Here is a 23,061-nt window from a genome sequence, read left to right on the forward strand (position 1 = left end):
TAATTTAACTACTTGAATTTTCGCGGGTTAGACCACTAAAAATACACTTCATTTAGTGACAAAATAGGTCTACACTAATTGTCGAAAACGATAAAAATAATAATATAAATAATCCCTACAACTCAATAAGGATACGGCAATGACCTTGTTACGTAATTCCTCGTCTGTAATTTTAAAAAACGTATCAAAGCTAATCAGTGAAAAAGTAGCTGCTGAACGTCAAACGTTAGTCGAGAAATTTGCATCCATTTTATTCGAAAATCTGTCCAATGAGGATTTAGACAAACGCATCGACGAAGATCTGTATGGCGCAGCTTTGAGCCTTTATAACGATTTTAGCGATACAAAGTCAGCAGAATCAACAATAAAAGTATTTAATCCAGAACTTGGCAATACCGGTTGGAGTTCTGAAAATACAATCGTGCAAATTGTCGTAGACGATTTACCATTTTTAGTCGACTCAGTTCGAATGACCTTAAATCGATTAAATATCACTTCTCATTTATTATTGCACTCACCGATTAAAGTTAATCGAGATAAAAAGGGTGCGGTTGTAGAAATAGTCGATTTGAAAGATGCGACTAAATCTACGAATACTCAAACGGTTTTCTTTATCGAGGTCGATCGTCAATCTGAACAAAAACAACTAGATGCATTAGCTGAAGAACTCAGTTCTGTATTATCTGATGTCAGTATTGCAGTTGAAGATTGGAAACCAATTGAACAAAAATTGGCGCAATGTATTGATGAAGCTAAGAATGCAAAAATCAAAAATGAAGCAGGCAAACAAACTAGCCTGGAGTTTTTAGATTGGATAGCCGATCACAATTTTACCTTGATGGGGTATCGTGAATACACTGTGAAAGCGGTTAAAGGGGACTTTTCAATTAAAGGTGTGGACGAAACATCTCTTGGCTTAATGAAAAACCGAGCCAGTAGTGTTCGTCTGCTTAGTGAGCTTTCAGATGTTGCCCGTGCAGAAGCATTTTCAGATAATGTCTTAGTATTAACCAAAACCGATTCCAAGTCCCGCGTGCATCGTCCGGCCTATATGGATTATATCGGCATTAAAAAGTTTGACGACGAGGGTAATGTTGTCGGTGAACATCGTTTTATCGGCTTATATGCTGCGAGTTTTTATAATTCCTCAGTGCAGGATATACCGTTGTTAAATATTAAGTTACAACGCATTACGGAAGGTAGCAGCTTTGCCGAGGGCAGCCACGCGCAAAAAGCATTGCTTAATGTTCTGGAAACGTATCCTCGTGACGAATTAATCCAAGCAAGTGATGAGCACTTAAGAGAAGTTGCATTAGGTGTTTTACAAATGCAAGAACGTGATATGACCAAGTTGTTTATCCGAAAAGATACCTATGGTCGCTTTTATTCTTGTATGGTGTTCGTGCGTCGGGAACGTTACAACACCGCGTTACGTCGAGATACGCAAGAGATTTTAAATAATGCACTAGGTAGCGATGGCTCTGTTGAATTTACCACATATTTCTCTGAGTCACCTTTAGCGCGAACACATTACATTGTTCACGCCACTGAAAAGGACATTGAATTAAACGTGAAAGATATTGAAAACAACCTAATCGAAGCCGCAAAAACGTGGGAAGACAAACTCGCCACTGCGCTAACAAAAACTCACGGTAGTGCGAAAGGTCGTGAATTAGCAGCCCGTTACGCTAAAGCGTTTCCAAAAGGCTACAAAGAAGAAATTTTACCTTCTACCGCCACCGTCGATATTTCGTTCTTAGAAAAGCTAACCGACAACAATAAATTGGCAATGTTATTTTATCGTGCTCAGGAATCAGTTGATAAAAATGCGGTTCGATTAAGTCTTTTCCATAAAGACGAACCAATTCATTTGTCTGATGTACTGCCTATTTTAGAAAACTTTGGTCTGCGAGTCATTGGTGAGACGCCATATGCTGTTGCTATGGAAACAGGTGTAAATTGGATCATGGACTTCACCATGACACTCACTAATGCCGATAATAGTGATTTTGATTTAACTCGTGATTTATTCCAACAAGCATTTGCCGCGGTTTGGGAAAATAGATTAGAAAATGACGGTTTCAATCGACTCATTTTAGGGGCTAAATTAAGTGGCCGTGAAGCGTCAGTAATTCGTGCCTACGCAAAATATATGCGTCAAATTGGTGTTACCTTCTCACAAAGCTATATTGAATCGACCTTTGACCGCTACCCTAAAATTGCAGGTAAATTGGTTAAACTATTTGAACATAAATTTAATCCAACTAAACATAGTGTTAAAAAATATGAAAAGGCCAAAGATCAAATATTGGTCGACCTCGACAATGTCGCTAACTTAGATGACGATCGAATTATACGTCTTTACATCACTTTGATGGACGCAACTTTGCGTACTAACTTTTATCAAAATGATGAGCAGGGCAACATTAAACCTTATATTTCGTTTAAATTGTTACCTGAGCAAATTCCTGAAGTGCCATTGCCACGCCCGAAATTTGAGATATTTGTTTACAGTCCTCGTGTTGAAGGTGTGCATCTTCGAGGTGGTAAAGTCGCTCGTGGCGGTTTACGTTGGTCGGACCGTATGGAAGATTTCCGAACGGAAGTGCTTGGCTTGGTAAAAGCACAACAAGTTAAAAATACAGTTATCGTGCCGAATGGCTCCAAAGGTGGGTTTGTTTGTAAACAACTGCCGACATCGGGAGGCCGTGATGCCTTTTTCACTGAAGGACAAGAATGTTATAAAACCTTTATAAGAGGTTTGTTAGATGTCACAGACAACATAATTAAAGGTGAAGTTATCCCACCTAAAAGTGTGGTTCGTCATGATGAAGATGATACCTATTTAGTTGTTGCAGCCGATAAAGGTACCGCAACATTCTCAGATATCGCCAATGCAATTTCTGATGAATATAACTTCTGGTTAGGCGACGCTTTTGCTTCTGGCGGCAGTGTTGGTTATGACCACAAGAAAATGGGGATCACCGCACGTGGTGCGTGGGAATCCGTTAAGCGCCATTTCCGCGAAATGGGTACCGATTGTCAAACAACTGATTTTACCTGTGTTGCAATTGGAGATATGGCTGGAGACGTATTTGGTAATGGTATGCTGTTGTCTAAACATATCAGGTTACAAGTTGCGTTTAACCATATGCACATCTTTGTCGACCCGAATCCAGATTCGGCTAGCACGTATGTCGAACGTGACCGTTTATTTAAATTACCTCGTTCATCATGGGAAGACTATGATAAATCGCTAATTTCTCAAGGTGGCGGGATTTTCTCAAGAAGCGCTAAGTCAATTCCACTTAGCCCTGAAATGAAAAAAATGTTGGGCACCAAAAAAGCATCAATGACCCCAACCGAATTAATGAAAGCGGCCTTACTAATGCCAGTGGACTTAATTTGGAATGGTGGTATCGGTACATACGTCAAAGCAAAATCTGAAAATGACGCTCAAGTTGGCGACAGAGCTAATGACGCGTTACGTGTAAATGGTTCTGAGTTGCGCGCTAAGATATTTGGCGAAGGCGGTAACTTAGGTTTGACTCAGCTGGGTCGAATCGAATTTGCAGCGAGTGGCGGTAGGATCAATACAGACTTTGTAGATAATGTTGGTGGCGTGGATTGTTCTGATAACGAAGTAAATATCAAAATTTTACTCAATCAGCTTGTTAACGAAGGCGAGTTAACAAAGAAACATCGAGATCAAACGTTATATGAAATGACTGATGATGTTTCAAAAATTGTAATTCAAGATTGTTATCGTCAAACACATACAATTTCGATTACTGAGCTAAAAGGGCAAAGTTTAGTTAAAGAACAACTTCGCTTTATCCATGCGTTAGAGAAAGCTGGCAAACTGGATCGCGAGTTGGAATTTTTACCAAATGACGAAGAGGTTGCTGAGCGTCAAGCAAAAGGCGCCGGTTTCACGCGACCTGAGCTTGCTGTTTTAGTTGCTTACGGCAAAATGATATTAAAAGAACAATTTGCAATCGATGAAATAGATAGCAACCCATATTATAAAGATCTTTTAATTAATGCGTTCCCGCAACAATTGCAAACTAAGTACGAGATGCAGATCCAATCTCATCCGCTTCGTAAAGAAATTATCGCGACAAAATTAGCAAACGAAGTCGTAAATGACATGGGTTTAAACTTTGTTATTCGTATGCAAGAAGAAACGGGCGCGCCTGTAGATGAAGTCTTAACCTGTTATGTTATCGCTCGTGAAGTATTTGGTTTACAAGACGTTTGGGCAGAAATTGAGAAATTAGATAATAAGATCCCTGCGATTGTTCAAACTGAAATGTTGCATCAAATGCGCCGTACGATTCGTCGTGCAGCTCGCTGGTTCTTGAGACATCGTAATAAGTCGCAAAATATAGCAGAGTCAATTTCCCTTTATAAACCTACATTTGAGAAAATGAACGGTAAGTTGGGCGATTACCTTGTTGAAAAAGAGAAAGGCATGTTGGTCTCTTTACAAAATGACTTTGAACGCGAAGGCGTTCCAACTCATATTGCGGCTTATGTAGCGCAATTGAGTTCAATCTTCTCTATTATGGATATTGCTGATGTTGCACGAACAGCAGATCGAGAAGTAGAAGAAGTCGCAGCCTTGTATTACACCTTAGGTGCTGATATGGGATTACATTGGTTCTTAGACCAAATCACCAATCAAGCTGTTGGCAACCACTGGCAAGCCTTAGCTAGAGCGAGTTACCGCGAAGAGTTGGATTGGCAACAACGTGCATTAACTGGCGCTGTTATACACTTCGAAGAGTCAAATAAAAATACACTTGAAGTTTATGACAAATGGAAAGACGAATACAGTTCGATTCTAGCCCGTTGGCAGCAAATGATAGCTGAGTTTAAAACCTCGGACAGTCATGAGTTTGCTAAGTTCTCTGTAGCATTAAGAGAACTGATGTTGCTCAGCCATCATTGTGAAACGGCGGTTTAAATTTATCGTTAAGTAACATACACTACGCCCCGAAATTCGGGGCGTTTTTATATTTAAGGGGATCTGATGTTTTACCAATTAGCCAAGAGATTTATGTTCAGCCGTGACGCGGAATGGGCGCATGAATTTGCATTAAAAAACTTGAAACGATTTGCAAATACACCTGCATCTTTGGTTTGGAAACAAAATCTCCCAGAAAAACCAGTAAAGTTGTTAGGCTTAACCTTCCCTAATCCTGTTGGATTAGCAGCAGGGTTAGATAAAAACGGTGAGTGTATCGATGCGTTAGGACAAATGGGATTTGGATTTATTGAAATCGGTACAGTAACACCTGTCGGCCAACCCGGTAATCCTAAACCACGGATGTTCAGGATCACTGAAAAAAATGCCATTATTAATCGAATGGGTTTTAATAATCATGGTGTCGATAACCTAATTAAAAATGTTCGAAATAAAAAATACAAAGGTATTTTGGGCATTAATATCGGTAAAAATAAAGATACGCCGAACGAGAAAGGGCATGAAGATTATGTTGCTTGCCTCGAAAAAGTCTACCCATACGCGGATTATATTACGGTAAATATTTCATCGCCGAATACCCCAGGTTTAAGAGATCTGCAGTTTGGTGATTCTCTCGAAGTATTATTAGCGGCAGTTAAAAATAGACAACTCGAGCTACAAGCAGAGCACCATAAATATGTTCCTATCTTAGTAAAGATTGCGCCAGATATGGACAAGATAGCAGTTGAACAAGTTGTGGATTGTATCGTTACACAGGGTATGGATGGCATAATTGCCACCAATACGACATTGTCGCGCGAAGCGGTTGCTGGATTAGAACATGCAGACGAAGCCGGTGGTTTAAGTGGTGACCCTGTTCGTGATGTGAGTACCGACGTTATAAAAATGATCAGAGCAATTAATCGAGATATTCCTATTATAGGGGTTGGTGGCATAAACGGACTAGAAGCGGCTAAAGAAAAACTGGATGCCGGCGCAAGTTTGGTTCAGGTCTATAGCAACTTTATTTACCAAGGTCCGAAACTCATAAAGGACATAGTAACGGGTTTGTAATTGTTGAGAAACTTGCCCTTATTAATTGTGTCAGTTAAATTGGTGATTGAGAGTTTAATAAGGGTAAATTCATTTGCAAAATGTAGCGAACAACGGTGTTAATTGGTGGTGGCATTTGTCTCCCAACGATCGTCAGTTGATATTACATTTGTCGTCAGAGATTGGCTTCCCGACAGGTTTCAAATTAGACAGCTTGGTAGAGAAAATCACTGATGGCATGCCATTTTCGACATCGGATGCAGAAGTTTACAGTGGCTTTTGTGAGTTATTTTCTCAAATGGACTTTAATGCGGAACAGCGCTTTAAACTTGCCATCTTTGCCACTGTCGGCACCTTATATATCAAACCAATGGCGGCTAAGAGTTGGTATTTTAGATTTGCCAAAAGTCCAACTAGAACAATTAAACCTCGTCAGTTGGTCAAGCTAAGTGCCTATGACAGTGCTGTTTATATTGTGTTAACGATTGAAGACAATGCTTCTTATGTGATGTTGATTAGTGAACGTCATAATTTAAATGAGACAAAAGATATTAAGCGTGGTCATGTTATTAAAGTCCATAACGATAGATTGACTCCCGTTGATTTCAAATTACAGGGTGACCAATTATGACAAGAGCAATTATTTTAGTCGCTGATAGTTTAGGCGTAGGCCAAGCGCCGGATGCAGAAGCGTTTGGTGACGCAGGGGCAAATACGTTCCACCATATCGTCCAGCATATGGATAAAATCGGCGATCCGATAAAGCTTCCAAATTTACAAAAAATGGGCATGTTTAACATTTGCGCTGAAGCCAATAATGTTACCTACCCAAATCTACCTGAAGTCGACCTGATTGCTTCTTATGGTTATATGGCTGAAATTTCTTCAGGCAAAGATACGCCAAGTGGTCATTGGGAGATGGCAGGCGTACCTGTGTTGTTTGAATGGGGGTATTTCAAAGAAAAACAAAATAGCTTTCCGCAGCACATAATTGACCAAATTTGCCATGAAGCGGGCGTGGATGGCATTTTGGCTAATCGCCATGCGCCGGGGACAGATGTGTTAACTTGGTTTGGTGAAGAACATATCAACACGCTAAAGCCCATCTGTTATACCTCTGTCGACAGTGTTTTCCAAGTTGCTGCTCATGAAGAGCATTTTGGATTAGAGCGATTATATGACTTTTGTTTGGTGGCTAGACGGGTTTTAGATGAACACAATATCGGGCGGGTAATTGCTCGACCATTTGTAGGTGAAGACGTTAACACGTTTAAACGTACCGGAAATCGTAAAGATTTTTCAGTGTTACCACCGGCACCGACAGTGTTAGATAAGTTGTTTGACGCTGGCGGAGACGTGATCAGTATTGGAAAAATAGCAGATATTTATGCAGACCAAGGTATCACTGCAAAATACAAAGCGACAGGTTTGGAAGCTTTGATTGATAAAACAATTGAACAAATAAAGTCGACTGCAACAGAACAAACAATCATATTCACCAATTTAGTTAACTTTGACCAAGATTATGGTCACCGTCGAGATATTGTAGGATATGCCAAAGCACTGGAGTATTTTGACTCACGGATCCCTGAGTTATTGGCCTGTTTAACCAAACAAGATGTTTTGTACATAACAGCTGACCATGGTTGCGATCCGACTTGGCCAGGTACGGACCATACCCGCGAATATGTCCCTGTGATTGCCTATGGGCCTTCAATAAACGCGGTTAATTTAGGTGAGCGAAGTACGTTTGCTGATTTGGGACAAACACTGAGTAAACAATTTGGTTTAGCGCAGCTGGATTACGGAACGTCATTTTGGACGGATATATCAAAATAATTTTAAATAAAGGATAAATATCGTGATGAGAATATTACTATGCATACTTATTAGCGTAATGGTTATCGCTTGTGCAGGTAAAGAACAACTGCCTCCACAACAAAAGGACGTTAATTTAATCAAAGTGATGTTAACAGGTGAAGGGAATAGTCAAAATGAACCCATGCTAATTTCTACACCGGCTCAAATTGAACAGATTATTAGTTTTATTAATAGTCATAGTAAAGGCTGGAAACAGCCGTTTTCAGACACAATTGAAGGCGATGTATATTTAACCTTGTACCGAGATGAAAGATTTGTTGGAAATTTTTACGTTGGTGATGATTTTTTTGGTCGTGATTACGGCAGTCCATGGGTACAAGATGCAAGCCAGTTAGAAGTGACCAAGTTTTTAGCAATAGTTGGTATTGAAACCAACAATCTAAACATTTCAGGCCGTTGCAGTCCCGCCCAAATGAAAACCTTGAATCAATTGGTAATGGGCCAAAAGTTAGTATCAAATACCATTTCGAAAAAAGCGTTTGTAGAATTCAAATCCCATTACCCGAATTGGTGTGAAACTCAAGTGTCGCAACAAACGTATAAAATTTACACTTCGGACACTTCACGCAATAAAATTATTGTCGAGCAAGTAAAAGAAGACAAAGATAACGGTTATTTTGGTCCATTCAAACTGAGTAAGTAAAATTCTAGTCGATAATATAGGCCGTCAGTCATATTACCGAATATCAATATAAGAATATAAAAACACAGTAAATAAATGCGTTTACTGTGTTTTTTTGTAAGAGATAAAAAATAACAACCTTTGATAATAGTTTTAACTGGCAAGCACATTATTTCAATGCAGAGAGGATTGGCTTTAGTGGACAAAACAAGTACAAAAACAAATGCCTATTTTAGGTTTTTAAGTTTGAATAAACTACAGGCATTTACTTTGGCGCGTGAGGTAATTGGGGCAAGTTATGAAACACAGGGCGTTGAAAATCGATTTGTAGGTTTGGTCCCTTTGACAGGTATGAGCTTAGATGACATTAATGACTTTTATGTCAGACAAAGGATCGAATTAGAGCAATGCGATATTTTAGTGTCGGCGCAGACCAACGTTGAAAATTTGGAACATGAGGCCCCAGAAATTGTGAATCGTATGCTCAAGTACATTGATTGTAAATTACGCTTTTCGGTGACGAAGGCATAATTTGCTTTAAACCAGATGTTCAAGGGTTTTTGACATTAATTGAGAGTTTAGGAAGATAAATGCACGTATTAATTCATTCACCAAATGGCTACCCATTTACACTTCGTTCACTGGTTAAAAATGATTCCGGAATTTTAGGTGAATTTTTTGAATCGCTTTCTCCGCAAACGCGATCAAAGTTTGGTCCACATCCTCTAGACAGAGAATATGCAAAATACGTGATCTGTAAAAACATCGATGTGGACAATGTTTCACGTTTTATCATCGTTACTGAAACCCAAGTTGTTGGTTATTTTATTGTTGATTTTAATGAATACCCCAACGAAGGCAGTCGTTATTCAAGTTATGGTATTGAGCTCGATTTTGCATTAGATCCAGTATTTGCCCCTTGTATCCACGATAACTATCAAGGACAGGGCCTGGCAAGTCTGGGGTTGGACGCATTGTTGCGCTATTTTGACAAGTCAAAAATTAGGAGTTTAGTGCTAATGGGCGGAACTCAAGAGCCAAATTTATTGGCCCGCAACTTATATAAAAAGTTTGGTTTTGTCGAAATCGGTGAATTTTATACTGATTATAATCGTTTAAATAATGTCGATATGCGACTTGTGCGCTAATCACCACTGTCTAAAATATTAGTTATGTGACAACTAAAAGTGTTTAAAGATAAAAGCGTTAGAAAATGAGAGTCAGCGCCAAATTAATTGTTTATTTTAATGGGGGAGGTTCGCAGCTCGATGTGACGAACCTCATTTAATTAAACGCTATTTTTGTACCTGTATCTATATTTGTGCTTTTGACATAAACAAAATTACCGCAATTTTGTCACCCACTTTTAAATAGATTGCACATATAAATAAAGTTCTTTTAATAACGCTTTAGCCGCGTCACTATCTTGATTACTTTCTAAATTATTTTCCAAACTCAGCTGGAATTCAGAGGCCGTTAAATTTGGCGAGTCATAACCATTCATTAATTTGTCCGTTCGATAGTTTTGCCACCAGTTAAGTTCTTCCGGTGTTAACATATTGGTAAAGTACCGAGCTTTGTATAAGCGCCATAATCCAGTTAACCGGTCATCTGTGAAATTGGGGGTAAGTTTCCAGTGATCTATAATTGGATGTTGGTGGATCATCGCCATTTGTTGCTTATCAGGTTCACTTAGAAAACCGTCATACAATCGATATTCTGGATTTGTTTCTTTTTCAAACTCTCGCTCTATTTCAAATACCGCGGCTAGTTTTTGTTTAAGTTCTGGGTTTTTCTGCAAAAATGCTAGATGCTTTAAACATGCAGACCGGTCGATGCCCAGCCGCTCTGCGTTTTCTGGTAGTAATGTTTTGGCAGGCGCTAAAATAGGGCATTTATTAAGCATCACTTGTTTTAACCCAATACGCGCTTCGCCACCTAAATCTTCGGTTTTTGTATATAGCTTTTCCGCAATTTGTTCAACACTAAGATGAGTTAAAGGTTCTGGGTTTTGTTGAAGGTTATATACCACAACAGCATTTTTGTTTTTATGATGGAACGCAATTGGTGCCACCCAGGAGGTGCAACCTTGCCACGCCGAGAACATACCTGTGGTATGAACAAGAGGTGTTGAACGGTAAACATCTATCATGTCAGACAATTGTTGTTTATTTCTATGCGCAAGCAAAAACTGAAATAACTTTGGTTGTTTGGTCTTAATCAACTTTGCTAGTTCAATCGTCGCGATGACATCGGCTAAAGCATCATGGGCATTGCCGTGGTCGATACCATTTGCCGCAGTTAGCTTTTCTAATCGAAAACTTGGTTTACCTTCATCATCTGTTGGCCAATTTATGCCTTCTGGGCGAAGCGCGTAACACGCACGTACCATATCCAAAATGTCCCATCTTGAATTGCCATTTTGCCAGCTATAGGCATACGGGTCATAAAAATTTCGATAGAGTGTGTAGCGGATCATTTCGTCGTCAAAACGAATATTGTTATAACCAATGTTAATTGTATTGGGTCTGCTTATTTCTTGATGGATACGTTTTATAAATTCAGGTTCAATTAACCCTTTTTGCAAAGTAGTTTGCGGGGTAATACCGGTAATTAATGCGGCTTCAGGGTGCGGAAGATAATCGTTTGGTATCTGGCAGTATTCGACAAGAGGCTCGCCAATAATGTTCAGATCCATGTCTGTGCGGATCCCTGCAAATTGTGAAGGTTTGTCTTTTTTAGGGCTGGTTCCCCATGACTCGAAATCGTACCAATAAAATGTTTCTTGCATCATAAATTCAGTTTTTAGTTCGTAAAAATAAGTGCGTTTACCGCAATTAAAATAAAGAGGCCGCCTTGAAGTAACTTCAGTAGACGTACATTTTTATTGCTAATTTGCGTTCGTTTTTTAATTGTTGTGGCAATTTGTACTATGGCTAAATACCACAACATATCGATGAATAATACTGTACCCACTAAAATAGTCGCAGTGGTAATCGACGTTCCACTAGTTGGAATAAATTGACTAAATAATGCAAAAAAGAAAACGGCAAGTTTCGGATTAAGGAAGGCAATAATAAAAGCTTGTTTGACGCCGTCGTTTGCCATTACTGAATGATTATTAATAACCGGCTCTGGCTTATTCGTTGAGCGTATCAACATTACACCCAGATAAATAAGGTACAACGCCCCTAGTGTAATTAAAATATTAGCCAGCATAGGTACTGCTTGGAACAAAGAAGACAAACCCAATATGGCGCCAACTGCATAAATTCCAACGGCAATTGCATGGCTAATACTGGCTAATCGGCCTGCATTAGCCCCTTGGCTAAAGGTTTGATTTAAAATAATGGCTAAACTCGGTCCGGGTGTCGCGGCGCCAAGCAAACAAACAAAGGCTAATGGCAACCATTCAATAAATGTCATTGCTATACTCGCATGATAATCAGTTGGTAATTGTCGCACGGAAGTGGATGACATTAAAAATAAAATTATGATCATCGTCATTAAGTGGTATAAAAAAATTAGGGTGAGTTAAAATCAACCAAATTCTCAGCGCAATATAAAAATGGAAGTTAAAATATGTTAATCAAAACGTTCATTATCATTTTTCTGGCAATTGTCAGTCATATAGTTTCAGCGGCGCAGCCATTTGCTATCGCTATACACGGTGGGGCGGGGACAATCTTAAAAAGTTCGATGACCCCTGAACTTGAAGCTCAATATCGAAAAAAATTAGACGATGCGAAACAACTTGGATATTCCATATTAAGTAGCGGTGGGACCAGTGAACAAGCCGTTTTAAGCGTAATTAAGATATTAGAAGATTCACCATTATTTAATGCGGGAATAGGCGCTGTTTATACCTACGAAGGTCAACATGAACTTGATGCCTCTGTTATGGATGGTAAATCACGAATGGCGGGGGCGATAACCGGAGTTAAAACGGTACGCCACCCAATTGAACTTGCCTCAGCTGTTATGCATAAGTCGGTGCATGTGATGTTAAGTGGTAGTGGGGCGGAAAACTTTGCTACAACAGTTGGCTTAGAACAAATAGACAATTCCATTTTTAATACTAAGCGCCGCTTTGAGTCTCTTCAGCGTGCCAAGGCAAAAATGAAAGCGTCGGCCAATTGGCTAAAAAATGAAGATTTTAGGTACGGAACGGTTGGGGCCGTTGCATTGGATAAATTTGGTAATTTGTTTGCAGGTACCTCAACTGGCGGCATGACTGCTAAAAGATGGGGAAGAATTGGCGATTCTCCTATTATCGGTGCTGGCACATTTGCCGACAACAAGTCCTGTGCGGTCTCAGCGACAGGGCATGGTGAATTTTTTATTCGATTTAATGTTGCCTCAGATATTTGTGCTCGGGTGGCCTATCAAGGTAAGTCAATAAAACAGGCTGGAGATGAGGTTATTTTTGACGTTTTAGAACCTGTAGGTGGCACAGGCGGCGTTATTATCATTGATACGAAAGGTAACATTCATATGCCATTTAATACCGCAGGCATGTATCGAGCGGCCCGTTCAAATAACGGAGTCGACAAGGTTTTGATTTATCGAGAGGAATAAATCTACCGATTTCAATTTTTTGTCGTAACGACAAAGTTATAATTTAATAAATAATTAAATAAAGTTTAATTAAAACAACGCAAATATTTTTATTTTGGCTAAATTTAAAGGAGTAGAAAAATAATTATAAAGAGGATACTGGATGGAATCTGTAAAAGTTAAAGACCATATGAACCATCGACCTGTTTACTTTAAAGGCACAGAAACGATTGTTGAAGCGGTGGAAAAATTATTGCAATCTAAAAGCTCTGGTGGACCGGTACTTAATGATTTAAAAGAAGTTATTGGTTTTTTATCGGAACAAGATTGTTTAAAGGCCATGTTGTCTAGTACCTATCACAGCGGTGAGGCATCGGTTAACGTATCAGAATTGATGAAATTAAACGTATTAACCGTTAAACCCTATGACAGTATCTTAGAAGTTGCAGATAATATGTCGGGAAGTAAGCCACGGGTTTATCCTGTCGTTGACGATGACAATCATTTGGTCGGTTCGATAGATCGAACAAATATTATCAAGGCTTTAGATTTGCACTTACATTCAATTTACGCCCGCGGTGTTCGGTTTGTTTAACGCTAAATTGTTAATTTAAAAAGAAAAGTTTTAATTAATCAACGCGAATATTCCATTTATGTTTGCTAATTACCTAATATATTTAGCCTCGAGGTACTTCGAGGCTTTTTTGTTTGAGTTTAAAAATGATAGAATTCCTTCCAATACCACTTTCTTTGGAAATGCAGTAAATCGTGTCTGAACCCGTCTCTTTATCCCATGTACTTAAACAAGATTATTTTCGCTTTAAAGCGCGCTTAAAAAAGATCAAAGCGAACGCCAACCTTGACGTGCAGTCAAAACAACTGATGACGTTAGAAAATGACATTAATCGTTCAGCGGATTTAAAGAAGCGAAAGAAAGAAAATTTAGCACGATTAAAAATCGACTACCCAGAGCAACTCCCGGTAAGTCAAAAGAAAGAAGAAATTAAAAAGGCCATCTGTAACAACCAGGTGATCATCATCGCCGGTGAAACAGGCTCTGGTAAAACAACACAAATACCTAAAATGTGTTTAGAGTTAGGTCGCGGTATTGACGGTAAAATAGGCCATACCCAGCCGAGGCGCCTTGCGGCAAGGAGCGTTGCAAATCGTTTATGTGATGAATTGTCCTGCGAGCTTGGCTCAGCTGTCGGTTATAAAGTTAGATTTAATGATCAAGTCAGTAATGAGTCTTTTATAAAATTGATGACTGACGGTGTCATGCTTGCGGAGATGCAAAGTGACCGATTTTTAAATCAATACGATACAATAATTATTGATGAAGCCCATGAGCGTTCACTTAATATTGATTTTATTTTAGGTTATTTACGCGAGTTGTTGCCAAAAAGACCTGATCTAAAGGTCATTATTACGTCAGCGACAATAGACCCGGAGAGCTTTTCCAAACACTTTTTTGATGCCCCTATTATAGAAGTGTCAGGGCGCACTTATCCGGTAGAAGTGCGTTATCGACCAATTGATGAAATTGAGTCTGACAGTGACTCAGCGTATCAAGATAACGAACAAATAATGGCAATATTTGCTGCCGTAGAAGAACTTGAACGCGAAAGTCGCGGCGATATATTGCTATTTATGAATGGTGAGCGTGAAATTCGAGACACGGCTGAGGCGTTGACCCGCCAAAATTATCGGAATACTGAAGTATTACCGCTTTATGCTCGATTGTCAGCCGCTGAGCAGAATAGGATCTTTGCCTCCCATAGCAATCGCCGTATTGTCCTCGCGACAAACGTCGCTGAAACGTCATTAACGGTTCCTGGCATCAAGTATGTTGTTGATACTGGAACGGCTCGTATATCGAGGTACAGCTACAAAACAAAAGTACAACGATTGCCAATTGAAGCCATTTCGCAGGCCAGTGCAAATCAAAGAAAAGGTCGTTGTGGTCGAACAGAAGCCGGTATCTGTATCCGTTTATATAGCGAGGAAGACTTTCTTAGTCGTCCAGAATTTACCACTCCTGAAATTTTGCGGACAAATTTGGCTTCCGTTATTTTACAGATGTTGTCATTAAATTTAGGTGACCTAGAGCAATTTCCATTAATTGAACGACCAGATGGACGTTTTATTAATGATGGGGTGAGATTACTCGAAGAGCTTGGTGCAATCGCCAATAATGCGCCAACACAGGCTAAACGTAAACGAAATCAACCTAAAGGCAAATTGAAACTCACCGAATCGGGGAGAATGTTGAGTCGAATACCGGTTGACCCACGTTTAGCAAAAATGGTCTTGGCAGCAGGGAAATCCAATATTTTGCACGAGATCATAGTCATTGTTGCGGTATTAAGTATCCAAGATCCGCGAGAACGTCCGTCGGATAAACAGCAAAAATCAGATGAATTCCATGCTCGATTTAAGGATAAAGACTCTGACTACGTCGCGTTTTTGAATCTTTGGGATTATTTGATAACGAGTCAGCAAAGTCTTTCAAGAAGCCAATTTAGAAAAATGTGTAAAGATGAGTTTCTCAATTATATGCGTATTCGAGAATGGCAAGATTTGGTTTATCAAATTGAACAAAGCGTGGCTGAAATTGGTTTTAAAGTAAAAACGAAACCAGAACTAGAAGAGGCGGTTAGCCACGACAGTGAGTTGGATGATATTCCAGCGGTTGAACGCGATTATCAGGGGATCCACACGGCATTACTATCGGGATTATTAAGTCATATTGGCTATAAGCCACCAAAAGATCAGCAAAATAAACATAAAGATAAAGACAGCAAAAAACAAGGACCAGTCGGGTTTATTGGCGCGAGAAACAGCGAGTTCCATGTTTTTCCAGGGAGTCATTTATTTAAGACATCAGCACGATGGATTATTGCAGCGGAGTTGGTAGAGACAAGTCGATTGTTTGCACGTTACGTGGCAAAAATTGAACCTCAATGGATTGAACCCCTTGCGATGCACGTGGTTAATCGTAGCTATTCAGAGCCTCATTGGGATGAAAAGCAAGGCGCAGTTCTTGCCTATGAAAAAGTGACACTTTATGGCCTCGTAATTGTGCCAAAACGTAAAGTGCAATACAGCAAAATCGACCCAGTAGAAACTCGTCAAATTTTTATTCGTGAGGCGTTAGTTTACGGCAAGGTCGGTCCTAAAATTGACTTTATTGAGCATAATCAAAACATAATTGATGAAATCCAACGATTAGAGAACAAATCGCGTCGACGAGATTTGTTAGTTGAAGAGAGTGAAATTCATCATTTTTATGATAAGAGTTTAGGAGCAGAGGTCGTTAGCCGCGCAACCTTACTAAAATGGTTGAAAAAGGCTGACGTGGCTAAAATTAAGGCGACCGTTAAAGACTTTTTATTGAGTGAAGAGACTGCTCCGAGTCTTGCTGCGTATCCAGATTTTTGGCGCCAGGGCAATTTACAATTGCCAATTGATTATGATTTTGAACCGGGTCAAGATTATGCGGATGGCATTTCAGTCCGGATCCCTTTGCCATTGTTAAATCAAATCGACGATCTGGCCTTCGATTGGCATATTGCTCCACATAGACACGAATTGATCATCGCGCTAATTAAAGCGTTGCCTAAACAAACTAGACGTAATTTTGTCCCCGCGCCAAACTTTGCCGATGCAGTTTTACAGCGTATTTCGGATAAAAACATAACGCCTGATAATCGATTTTTAGACGTTGTTGCCGAGGCGTTGTTTAGAATGACTGGTACTCGAATTAATTTGGATGATTGGCAAAATGTCAGATTGCCGAGTCATCTAAAAATTAATTTTCGAGTGGTTGATGAAAATGACAAAGTTATTGAACAGGGGTTTGATTTAGGCGAATTAAAATCCACTTTACAGGGGCAAATTAAACACACAATCAAGCAAGCTGTTGATACGGGTATAGAACAACAAAATGTAGAAGATTGGACATTTGATAATTTGCCTCAAAGTTTTGTCAAAAAAGCCGGTAACTATCAGGTTAAAGCCTATCCAGCGCTGGTTAAGGCGGGAAAAAGAATCAATATTGAATTATTAGAAAATGAAATGGTTGCGCAAACCGAACATCGACGAGGTGTTGTAGAATTATTAATTAAAACGTTGCCTTCCCCAATTAAACATCTACAGCAGAAACTGCCTAATAAATCTAAGTTGGTGTTGTATTTTAATCCATTTGGCAAAATTGAACAGTTAATTGAGGATTGTATTCGGGCCACAATAGATGTTGAACTAAAAGATAATGTTCCGCGCACTAAGTCGCAGTTTGATGATTTTAGGGAGATGTTACGCGGTGATTTAAACGAAAAAGTTTTAAGCGTAGCTCAGCAAGTTGAACAAATTTTGCTGATTGGGCACCGAGTGTCTAAACAACTAAAAGGCAAAGTGTCGTTTGATATGATCCAATCCACGTCGTATATCAAAGCACATTTAGATTCACTGATTTTTAAAGGTTTTGTCAGTGAATGTGGGGTTGAACGGCTTCCCGATATTAAACGTTATGTCGCAGCATTAGAAAAACGGATGGAAAAGTTGAAAGTAGATGCGACAAAAGACAGGTTCAACCAAATTGAATTGGACAAGGTTTATGATCTTTATGATAAACAAATCGAAAAGGTTCAGAAGGGCATGCCGATGCCCGAGAAATTGCGTGAAATTTATTGGATGATAGAAGAATTGCGAGTATCAATGTTTGCCCAACAACTTGGCACAAAATTCCCGATATCGACTAAGCGCATAAAACAAGCCGTTTCGGAGTACATTTCCGAACTATAACAAACAATCGCCTTGTGAATGGCTGACAACATTTAGGTTATGCTAAATAGTGTCGGCCATTTTTTTTATTAAAGCCCAATCTGTTTCATACCAAGTACCTGCGAACAGTAATTTTTCAAAATTTTAACAATCCTTCCTCATGAGCTGTCAGTATTTTTTACACTTTTCAATAGCGTCATAATTTTAGTTTTGTAAGTCGTTGTTTATTTGTCGAATAACAAAAACGGAACATTTAATGCTTGGTTAAAAACTAAACACAACTTTCTTGAAAAAAGATGGAAACTTAGTTATGAAAACAATCAACAAAAAAATTCTGGCTATAGCAGTGGCGGCTGCTCTAGGTTCCAATATCGCTCCAAGTTATGCTTTTCCCGTTTCATTTCAAATTGACGCAAATACCAACGTAGAACTTAACGGAACAACAGACGTCGATACTGATTCCGATCCTAATTACGCTTCTGCAAGCAATAATTTAGGTGGTTATTATGCGCAAAGCTCCGCTAATGCAAAGGGGGATGATACTGGTTGGATCTACTCTACGAGTTACGGAACTGGGGGAACATTCGATAATACCTCAAATGTTACTCAAACCGTTACGGTCACTAATGACACTGCCTTTGATCAATTTATCGATTTTACTTTTACTGTGAATCAAGGCAGTTTATCTATTTACGAAGACTTCTTCTCGGAAGTTACAATTGGCCTAGGCGAGTTTATAACAGCAGAATATAATGCTGGAATTAAATTTAACGGAGATGATATTTGGTCAAGTACCGCTACTTTAACAAAAAATAACGTAGATCTTGATTTTACGACTGGCGGAACAGTACTTGGCTCCTATGGAGGTGACAGCAACTATTATTGGGGTGCTCATACAGACACGTTAGGCCTGGGCGTTATTGGCGCAGGCACTTCTTTCACCATCGAATATATGATTGAAACGCATACTGTAAGTAATTTACCGTTACTTGACGATTGCTATGACGGATATGGTTACGGTGATGGCTATGGTGATTATGGCGAAAATGGTGTTGATATTGATGTTAGTGAGTATGGTGAGTATGGTGATTACGGTGGAGGTATTGATTGTTTTGCCCAAAACCTATCTGCTTACGCTCAGTTTGGTGACCCGTTTGATTTTAATGGTAATAACGTACCAACTATGACACCAGACTCGTTCAACATTGGCAGTAACGCTGTATCAGAGCCTAATACGCCGTATTTACTCGGTTTAGGGTTAGCAGGACTAGCGTTTATACGCCGTAGAAAAGACAAAAAAACAAAGTAAATTAATGTTATCAAACAAGTAAAACAAAAAATGGAGCTATGAGGCTCCATTTTTTATTCAGCCAAAATGTCTAAGCAACAATCTGCGATTGCTTTAGCCTGATCTTTGCTGTCATAACCCCAGTACAAATTTTGAAAATTTTGAACATTAGCTTGAATTTTTGAATCTAACATCATTTGTTTAAGAGTCGTCTCAAAATCAACTTGCCTATTACTTGAGTAAAAAGTAGCAGCTAATCCTTGCTGAATAAGTCTTTGCGTGAGGATCCGCTGCTCTAACTGATTCGGCACCAAAAGAAGCCGTTTACCAGCCAATAAAACGGCAGCAACAGTACCATGGCCTGCATTACATATAGCAAGGTCTACTTGATTTAAAACATGATCCATTTCAATTGGTTCAGGACTAAACGTAAGGTTTGTGAATTGAAGTGATGCTCGTTCTACATTTAATTTCGGGACATGTAGTATGGTTTCGGCTTCTATATTATTTAATGCCGTTAACAGTTGTTCAAAATCTCTCATATTCGAGTGTATATAAACAAATATCTTAAACTTGTCCGAAGTGAAGTCTATTTTTTTACCCATGCTCGAAGAAAAACGCGCTCCCCAATACTCTTGGTTCTTTCGGTTGGTATAATGATCGAGTTCTGGAAACGTACATAAAAAGTCTTCTTCTACGCTAAATAACTCTGCAACTTTTGTAATCGGTTGTTGTTTAAAATGGGTTAGGGTGTAGTTTGCGACTTTGACTAAATAATTATCAAGTTCGGCTATTTTATTCTCGGGAACATTATTAAAAAGACTGAAAGCCGGGGTTTTGTCTACACGCGGCGGTGAGAAAAATCCGGTTCCTATCATACACCGTTTTATATTTAGCGTCTGTGAAGCAATGATTGCTGCAGGTGCGTGGTCTGCAACAATCATATCAGCATTCAATAATTGCAGTGAATCGCGCCAGGATGACACCAAATTTAAACAGGCTTGTTCGTTAGAAAAGCCCAAAAATGTCATTATTTGTGAATAATTGACTGTTTGTTGTTTGGTGGCGTTGGTATTTTTAGCGATAGGAGCTTGTAGGATCCATTCGTCTTCAAAACCATTTTCCCTAATTAAATGTGCATGATCTAAATGTTTTAAAATCCAAGATACCTTAACGCCTGCACTTTTAAGATATTTTGCGATGGGTATAAAACCTGCGATATGGCCGTATCCCGCCCCATATTCCCAACAAAATACAAGATGTTTCATATTATGGTTTTCCAGTTTCATTATTAAAATGGATTTTCTGATACGTATCTATCACACCTTTATTGTTTGGTTGTGATTTGATGGCGAGTTCAATAAAGTATTTAGCTTTCGTTTGGTTACCAATTTTGTGGTAATACCAGGCGATATTGTTACTGAGTTGCCAATTATCTTCGATCAATTTTTGCAATAAAGGGAGGTCAACAAAAGTTAAAGCCTGCTTTGGGTGGGTTGATGCATACCAATTAAAAGCATCGATTCGAAGGGTGACTTCATTAGGTGCTTGTGCAAAATAACGTGTTGTTGCATCAATGGCATCGTCGTAATCTTGTGTGATAGTAGCCAATTTAAATAGTTTAAATAAAATTTCTGGATGCGGTGAAAGCTCGAAAGACTGTAAATAGTGTTGTTTAGCCGAGTCGTAGTGCTTTTCAAAAACGTCAATATTGCCACTTAGCTCATAGTATAGTGGTAGCAATGCGCTTTTCGTGTCAATTAACGCTAATTTTTCTTTTGCATGCTTGAGTTTTTGTTGACGAATTAAATTTTGCACTTGAAGTAGTTTCAGTTCTGTAGTGTTGTTAAATAACTCCAGTGCACTTTTTATTCGTTGTTCTGCCAACAACCAATCTTGTGAGCGTGTCGCTGTTTCAATATATATCTGCCAATGAAAAATTTGCCAATTAGCACGGTTTGATTTTTCACTTAAAAATGTATCTAAGTTTTGCCATTGGTTATTGGATCGCAAATACGCAATATAGACCAGTTCAAAATTAGTGTTTTGTGAATTCTCAACTAGATTTTTAACAAAAATTAGGAGGTCATTTTTTTCTTCAATAGCTAATTGGTTAGCAGAACGTAACATCAAGAGTAACGGCGATGACTGGCTTTTATCTAATGTTAACAAAGCCTTGCCGAGTGTCACTACATTCAGCCAGTTGTTGGCTGCAAACTCATATTGTAATTTGAAACTAAGTGCGATGAGGTTTTTTTTATTAGTTCTTAGTAGTGCATCAAATAACAGGTTTGCTTTTTCATTCTGATTATTGATCCAAATAGAGAGCGCATACACGGTAGCTGATATGCCACTATTAGATGTAGTTTGATCCCATTCTTTCGCTTCTTTTATCGCTTCAGCCCGTAACTGGTTGTCGTTCAGCTTTTCCAAAATACGAAATGCTTTGGCATATGTACTTTTGTTTTCATCAGGGTAGGATTTAGCTAGCTGAGTATAAAGCAACGTCGCTTTTTTTTGAGTAATCGAGGATTCAATCTTTTCTTTAAGTTGGTTTTGTAATTCTTGAATAACATCAGGGTCACGTTCGGGATCGATATTGTTAATAAGATAACTCGCTATTTTTATATCTGAAATATCGTCCAAGCTCATTTTTTCAAAATACTGAAGTGCATTGTCTAGCTTACTCTCGCGTAACTCCAATAACGTGAGAATTCTTAGCACGGGATCTTTAGGGGATAACTGTTCTGAAATAGGTGATAGTGTGTTGAAGGCAATTTCATAACGTTTATTTCTAAATGCACTGACACCCGCGACAATTCGATTTGCTTTTGACGTTAAACCATTTTGTAATGCCCTAAGTGCGAGCAATTGAGATTTTTCGAAATCATTGTTTTGATAAGCCAATACCGCTTCGAATTGATCGATTATTGGTCGCTTGTCACCTGCGTTTCTTGCGAGTGAAATATGCTGTTTAGCCAGATCAACGTTTTCAAGTTGTAAGCTTGTTTGAACAATATACACATGTATGTTTGGCAGGTCAGGGCGGTTTTTATTTAGTTTTGTCAAAATGTCTAATGCTTGTTGATGTTTCCCCACGTCCGATAAAATTAGGGCGGTGATCAGCTGAAAACGTGGCTCCTGTGTAATTTTAGTATCCAAGTTTTGTAAATAGATTAGGGCATTTTGCCTTAATTTAAATGGTGATTGTCGATGATGTTTTTGTAACGGACTTGGCTGCTTAAGAAAGTTAAATTTAGATTCATATAAGGCCAATTGAAAACTAATTAATGACGTGTCCTTCACTTCAGACAGCAATTCAGTTGCCGTATCATGTTGTTCTTGCCGCAACATTAGTCGTGCTTTATAACTTTTAACAATATCGGTTAATTCGGTTTTAGCTAAATCGAGCTTAAGCTGTTTCAATTTATTTAGATATAACAAAGATTCAAAATATTTATCAAGGTCATCGATATTTCTCGGCGTAGCTGAAACAGCCGGTTTTAAGAATCTTTCGGCCTGAATAAAGTAGCCGATTTGGTAATAGAATCGTCCTGCTTCTAGTCTTACTTCTTCACTATGAGGGTATTTTTGTAAGGCATTTTTAGTATTAATTAATGCGGTATGGTAATCATTGGATTGGGTGTTTTCATGAATTTTCTGGACGTATTCATCTTCACTTAATTGCTGTTCGCAGGAAACCGTTAATAGCAGAAAACAACTAACTAAAATGGAGCTAACAACCTTGTTATTGTTCATTTTATAAACCCATATGTTTTTAGTTTAATATGGGCGTTAGACTTTCTATTGTCAATTTTGTCGTCTTCATTTTCGAATTAAAATTATCATCTAGGGCTGTCAATTTCTCTTGCAGAATTATTGATTTATTTGTTTTAAATAAGTAAACCT

15 protein-coding genes are annotated in these 23,061 nt (G+C 38.8%); 11 read left to right on the top strand and 4 right to left on the bottom strand.

Going from position 1 to position 23,061, the window contains the following annotated elements; genetic code table 11:
• The first annotated feature begins 139 nt into the window (after nt 1-139).
• The 7 genes from KO525_RS03235 to KO525_RS03265 all read left to right on the top strand — a co-directional run bounded on the left by KO525_RS03235 (nt 140) and on the right by KO525_RS03265 (nt 9,673).
• On the top strand, nt 140-4,969 hold the full coding sequence (locus KO525_RS03235) for an NAD-glutamate dehydrogenase (RefSeq protein WP_215962353.1): 4,830 nt from the start codon (nt 140-142) through the stop codon (nt 4,967-4,969).
• Between the two features lie 66 nt (nt 4,970-5,035).
• Nucleotides 5,036-6,043, top strand: coding sequence for a quinone-dependent dihydroorotate dehydrogenase (gene pyrD, locus KO525_RS03240; protein ID WP_215962354.1), 1,008 nt, complete (start codon nt 5,036-5,038; stop codon nt 6,041-6,043).
• 73 nt (nt 6,044-6,116) lie between these two features.
• Entirely contained in the window at nt 6,117-6,653 is a 537-nt protein-coding gene (locus KO525_RS03245; protein ID WP_215962355.1) for a cell division protein ZapC domain-containing protein, read from the top strand.
• Nucleotides 6,650-7,861: a phosphopentomutase gene (locus KO525_RS03250; RefSeq protein ID WP_215962356.1), complete on the top strand. Its 1,212-nt coding sequence runs from the start codon at nt 6,650-6,652 to the stop codon at nt 7,859-7,861. The genes KO525_RS03245 and KO525_RS03250 overlap by 4 nt, the downstream gene beginning before the upstream one ends.
• 22 nt (nt 7,862-7,883) lie before the next feature.
• Nucleotides 7,884-8,546 carry a hypothetical protein gene (locus tag KO525_RS03255; protein ID WP_215962357.1) on the top strand — a complete coding sequence of 221 codons (663 nt, stop codon included), beginning with the start codon at nt 7,884-7,886 and terminating at the stop codon, nt 8,544-8,546.
• A gap of 225 nt (nt 8,547-8,771) precedes the next feature.
• Nucleotides 8,772-9,056: a hypothetical protein gene (locus tag KO525_RS03260; protein WP_252736609.1), complete on the top strand. Its 285-nt coding sequence runs from the start codon at nt 8,772-8,774 to the stop codon at nt 9,054-9,056.
• Between the two features lie 59 nt (nt 9,057-9,115).
• Complete coding sequence (locus tag KO525_RS03265) at nt 9,116-9,673, top strand: GNAT family N-acetyltransferase (protein ID WP_215962359.1); 558 nt, start codon at nt 9,116-9,118, stop codon at nt 9,671-9,673.
• 218 nt (nt 9,674-9,891) lie between these two features.
• Here the strand turns inward: KO525_RS03265 and sbcB are convergent, their stop codons facing one another.
• A complete protein-coding gene (sbcB, locus tag KO525_RS03270; protein ID WP_215962360.1) occupies nt 9,892-11,319 on the bottom strand; it encodes an exodeoxyribonuclease I in 1,428 nt (475 codons plus the stop codon).
• An 11-nt stretch (nt 11,320-11,330) separates the two neighbouring features.
• Nucleotides 11,331-11,951 (bottom strand): LysE family translocator, encoded by a 621-nt coding sequence (locus tag KO525_RS03275; protein WP_215962361.1) that lies wholly within the window; start codon nt 11,949-11,951, stop codon nt 11,331-11,333.
• A gap of 156 nt (nt 11,952-12,107) precedes the next feature.
• On the opposite strand from KO525_RS03275, the gene KO525_RS03280 reads away from it, so the two are divergent.
• From KO525_RS03280 to KO525_RS03295, 4 genes are all read left to right on the top strand, one after another.
• Nucleotides 12,108-13,103 carry an isoaspartyl peptidase/L-asparaginase family protein gene (locus KO525_RS03280; RefSeq protein WP_215962362.1) on the top strand — a complete coding sequence of 332 codons (996 nt, stop codon included), beginning with the start codon at nt 12,108-12,110 and terminating at the stop codon, nt 13,101-13,103.
• Between the two features lie 142 nt (nt 13,104-13,245).
• On the top strand, nt 13,246-13,677 hold the full coding sequence (locus tag KO525_RS03285; RefSeq protein WP_215962363.1) for a CBS domain-containing protein: 432 nt from the start codon (nt 13,246-13,248) through the stop codon (nt 13,675-13,677).
• Nucleotides 13,678-13,850: 173 nt separating this feature from the next.
• Nucleotides 13,851-17,885 (top strand): ATP-dependent RNA helicase HrpA, encoded by a 4,035-nt coding sequence (gene hrpA, locus KO525_RS03290; RefSeq protein ID WP_371744367.1) that lies wholly within the window; start codon nt 13,851-13,853, stop codon nt 17,883-17,885.
• A 289-nt stretch (nt 17,886-18,174) separates the two neighbouring features.
• Nucleotides 18,175-19,173: a PEP-CTERM sorting domain-containing protein gene (locus tag KO525_RS03295; protein ID WP_215962364.1), complete on the top strand. Its 999-nt coding sequence runs from the start codon at nt 18,175-18,177 to the stop codon at nt 19,171-19,173.
• Between the two features lie 53 nt (nt 19,174-19,226).
• On the opposite strand, the gene KO525_RS03300 is transcribed toward KO525_RS03295, so the two are convergent.
• Nucleotides 19,227-20,420 (bottom strand): glycosyltransferase, encoded by a 1,194-nt coding sequence (locus KO525_RS03300; RefSeq protein WP_215962365.1) that lies wholly within the window; start codon nt 20,418-20,420, stop codon nt 19,227-19,229.
• 1 nt (nt 20,421) lies between these two features.
• Nucleotides 20,422-22,911: a hypothetical protein gene (locus KO525_RS03305; protein WP_215962366.1), complete on the bottom strand. Its 2,490-nt coding sequence runs from the start codon at nt 22,909-22,911 to the stop codon at nt 20,422-20,424.
• Between the last annotated feature and the right edge of the window lie 150 nt (nt 22,912-23,061).

The organism is Psychrosphaera sp. B3R10 (genome assembly GCF_018861025.1).
Classification (GTDB): domain Bacteria; phylum Pseudomonadota; class Gammaproteobacteria; order Enterobacterales; family Alteromonadaceae; genus Psychrosphaera; species Psychrosphaera algicola.

Coding starts and splice junctions, on each gene's coding strand:
- KO525_RS03235 (WP_215962353.1), top strand. CDS start 140: ATGACCTTGTTACGTAATTCCTCGTCTGTAATTTTAAAAAACGTATCA.
- pyrD (WP_215962354.1), top strand. CDS start 5,036: ATGTTTTACCAATTAGCCAAGAGATTTATGTTCAGCCGTGACGCGGAA.
- KO525_RS03250 (WP_215962356.1), top strand. CDS start 6,650: ATGACAAGAGCAATTATTTTAGTCGCTGATAGTTTAGGCGTAGGCCAA.
- KO525_RS03265 (WP_215962359.1), top strand. CDS start 9,116: ATGCACGTATTAATTCATTCACCAAATGGCTACCCATTTACACTTCGT.
- sbcB (WP_215962360.1), bottom strand. CDS start 11,319: ATGATGCAAGAAACATTTTATTGGTACGATTTCGAGTCATGGGGAACC.
- KO525_RS03275 (WP_215962361.1), bottom strand. CDS start 11,951: ATGACATTTATTGAATGGTTGCCATTAGCCTTTGTTTGTTTGCTTGGC.
- KO525_RS03280 (WP_215962362.1), top strand. CDS start 12,108: ATGTTAATCAAAACGTTCATTATCATTTTTCTGGCAATTGTCAGTCAT.
- KO525_RS03285 (WP_215962363.1), top strand. CDS start 13,246: ATGGAATCTGTAAAAGTTAAAGACCATATGAACCATCGACCTGTTTAC.
- KO525_RS03295 (WP_215962364.1), top strand. CDS start 18,175: ATGAAAACAATCAACAAAAAAATTCTGGCTATAGCAGTGGCGGCTGCT.
- KO525_RS03300 (WP_215962365.1), bottom strand. CDS start 20,420: ATGAAACATCTTGTATTTTGTTGGGAATATGGGGCGGGATACGGCCAT.
- KO525_RS03305 (WP_215962366.1), bottom strand. CDS start 22,911: ATGAACAATAACAAGGTTGTTAGCTCCATTTTAGTTAGTTGTTTTCTG.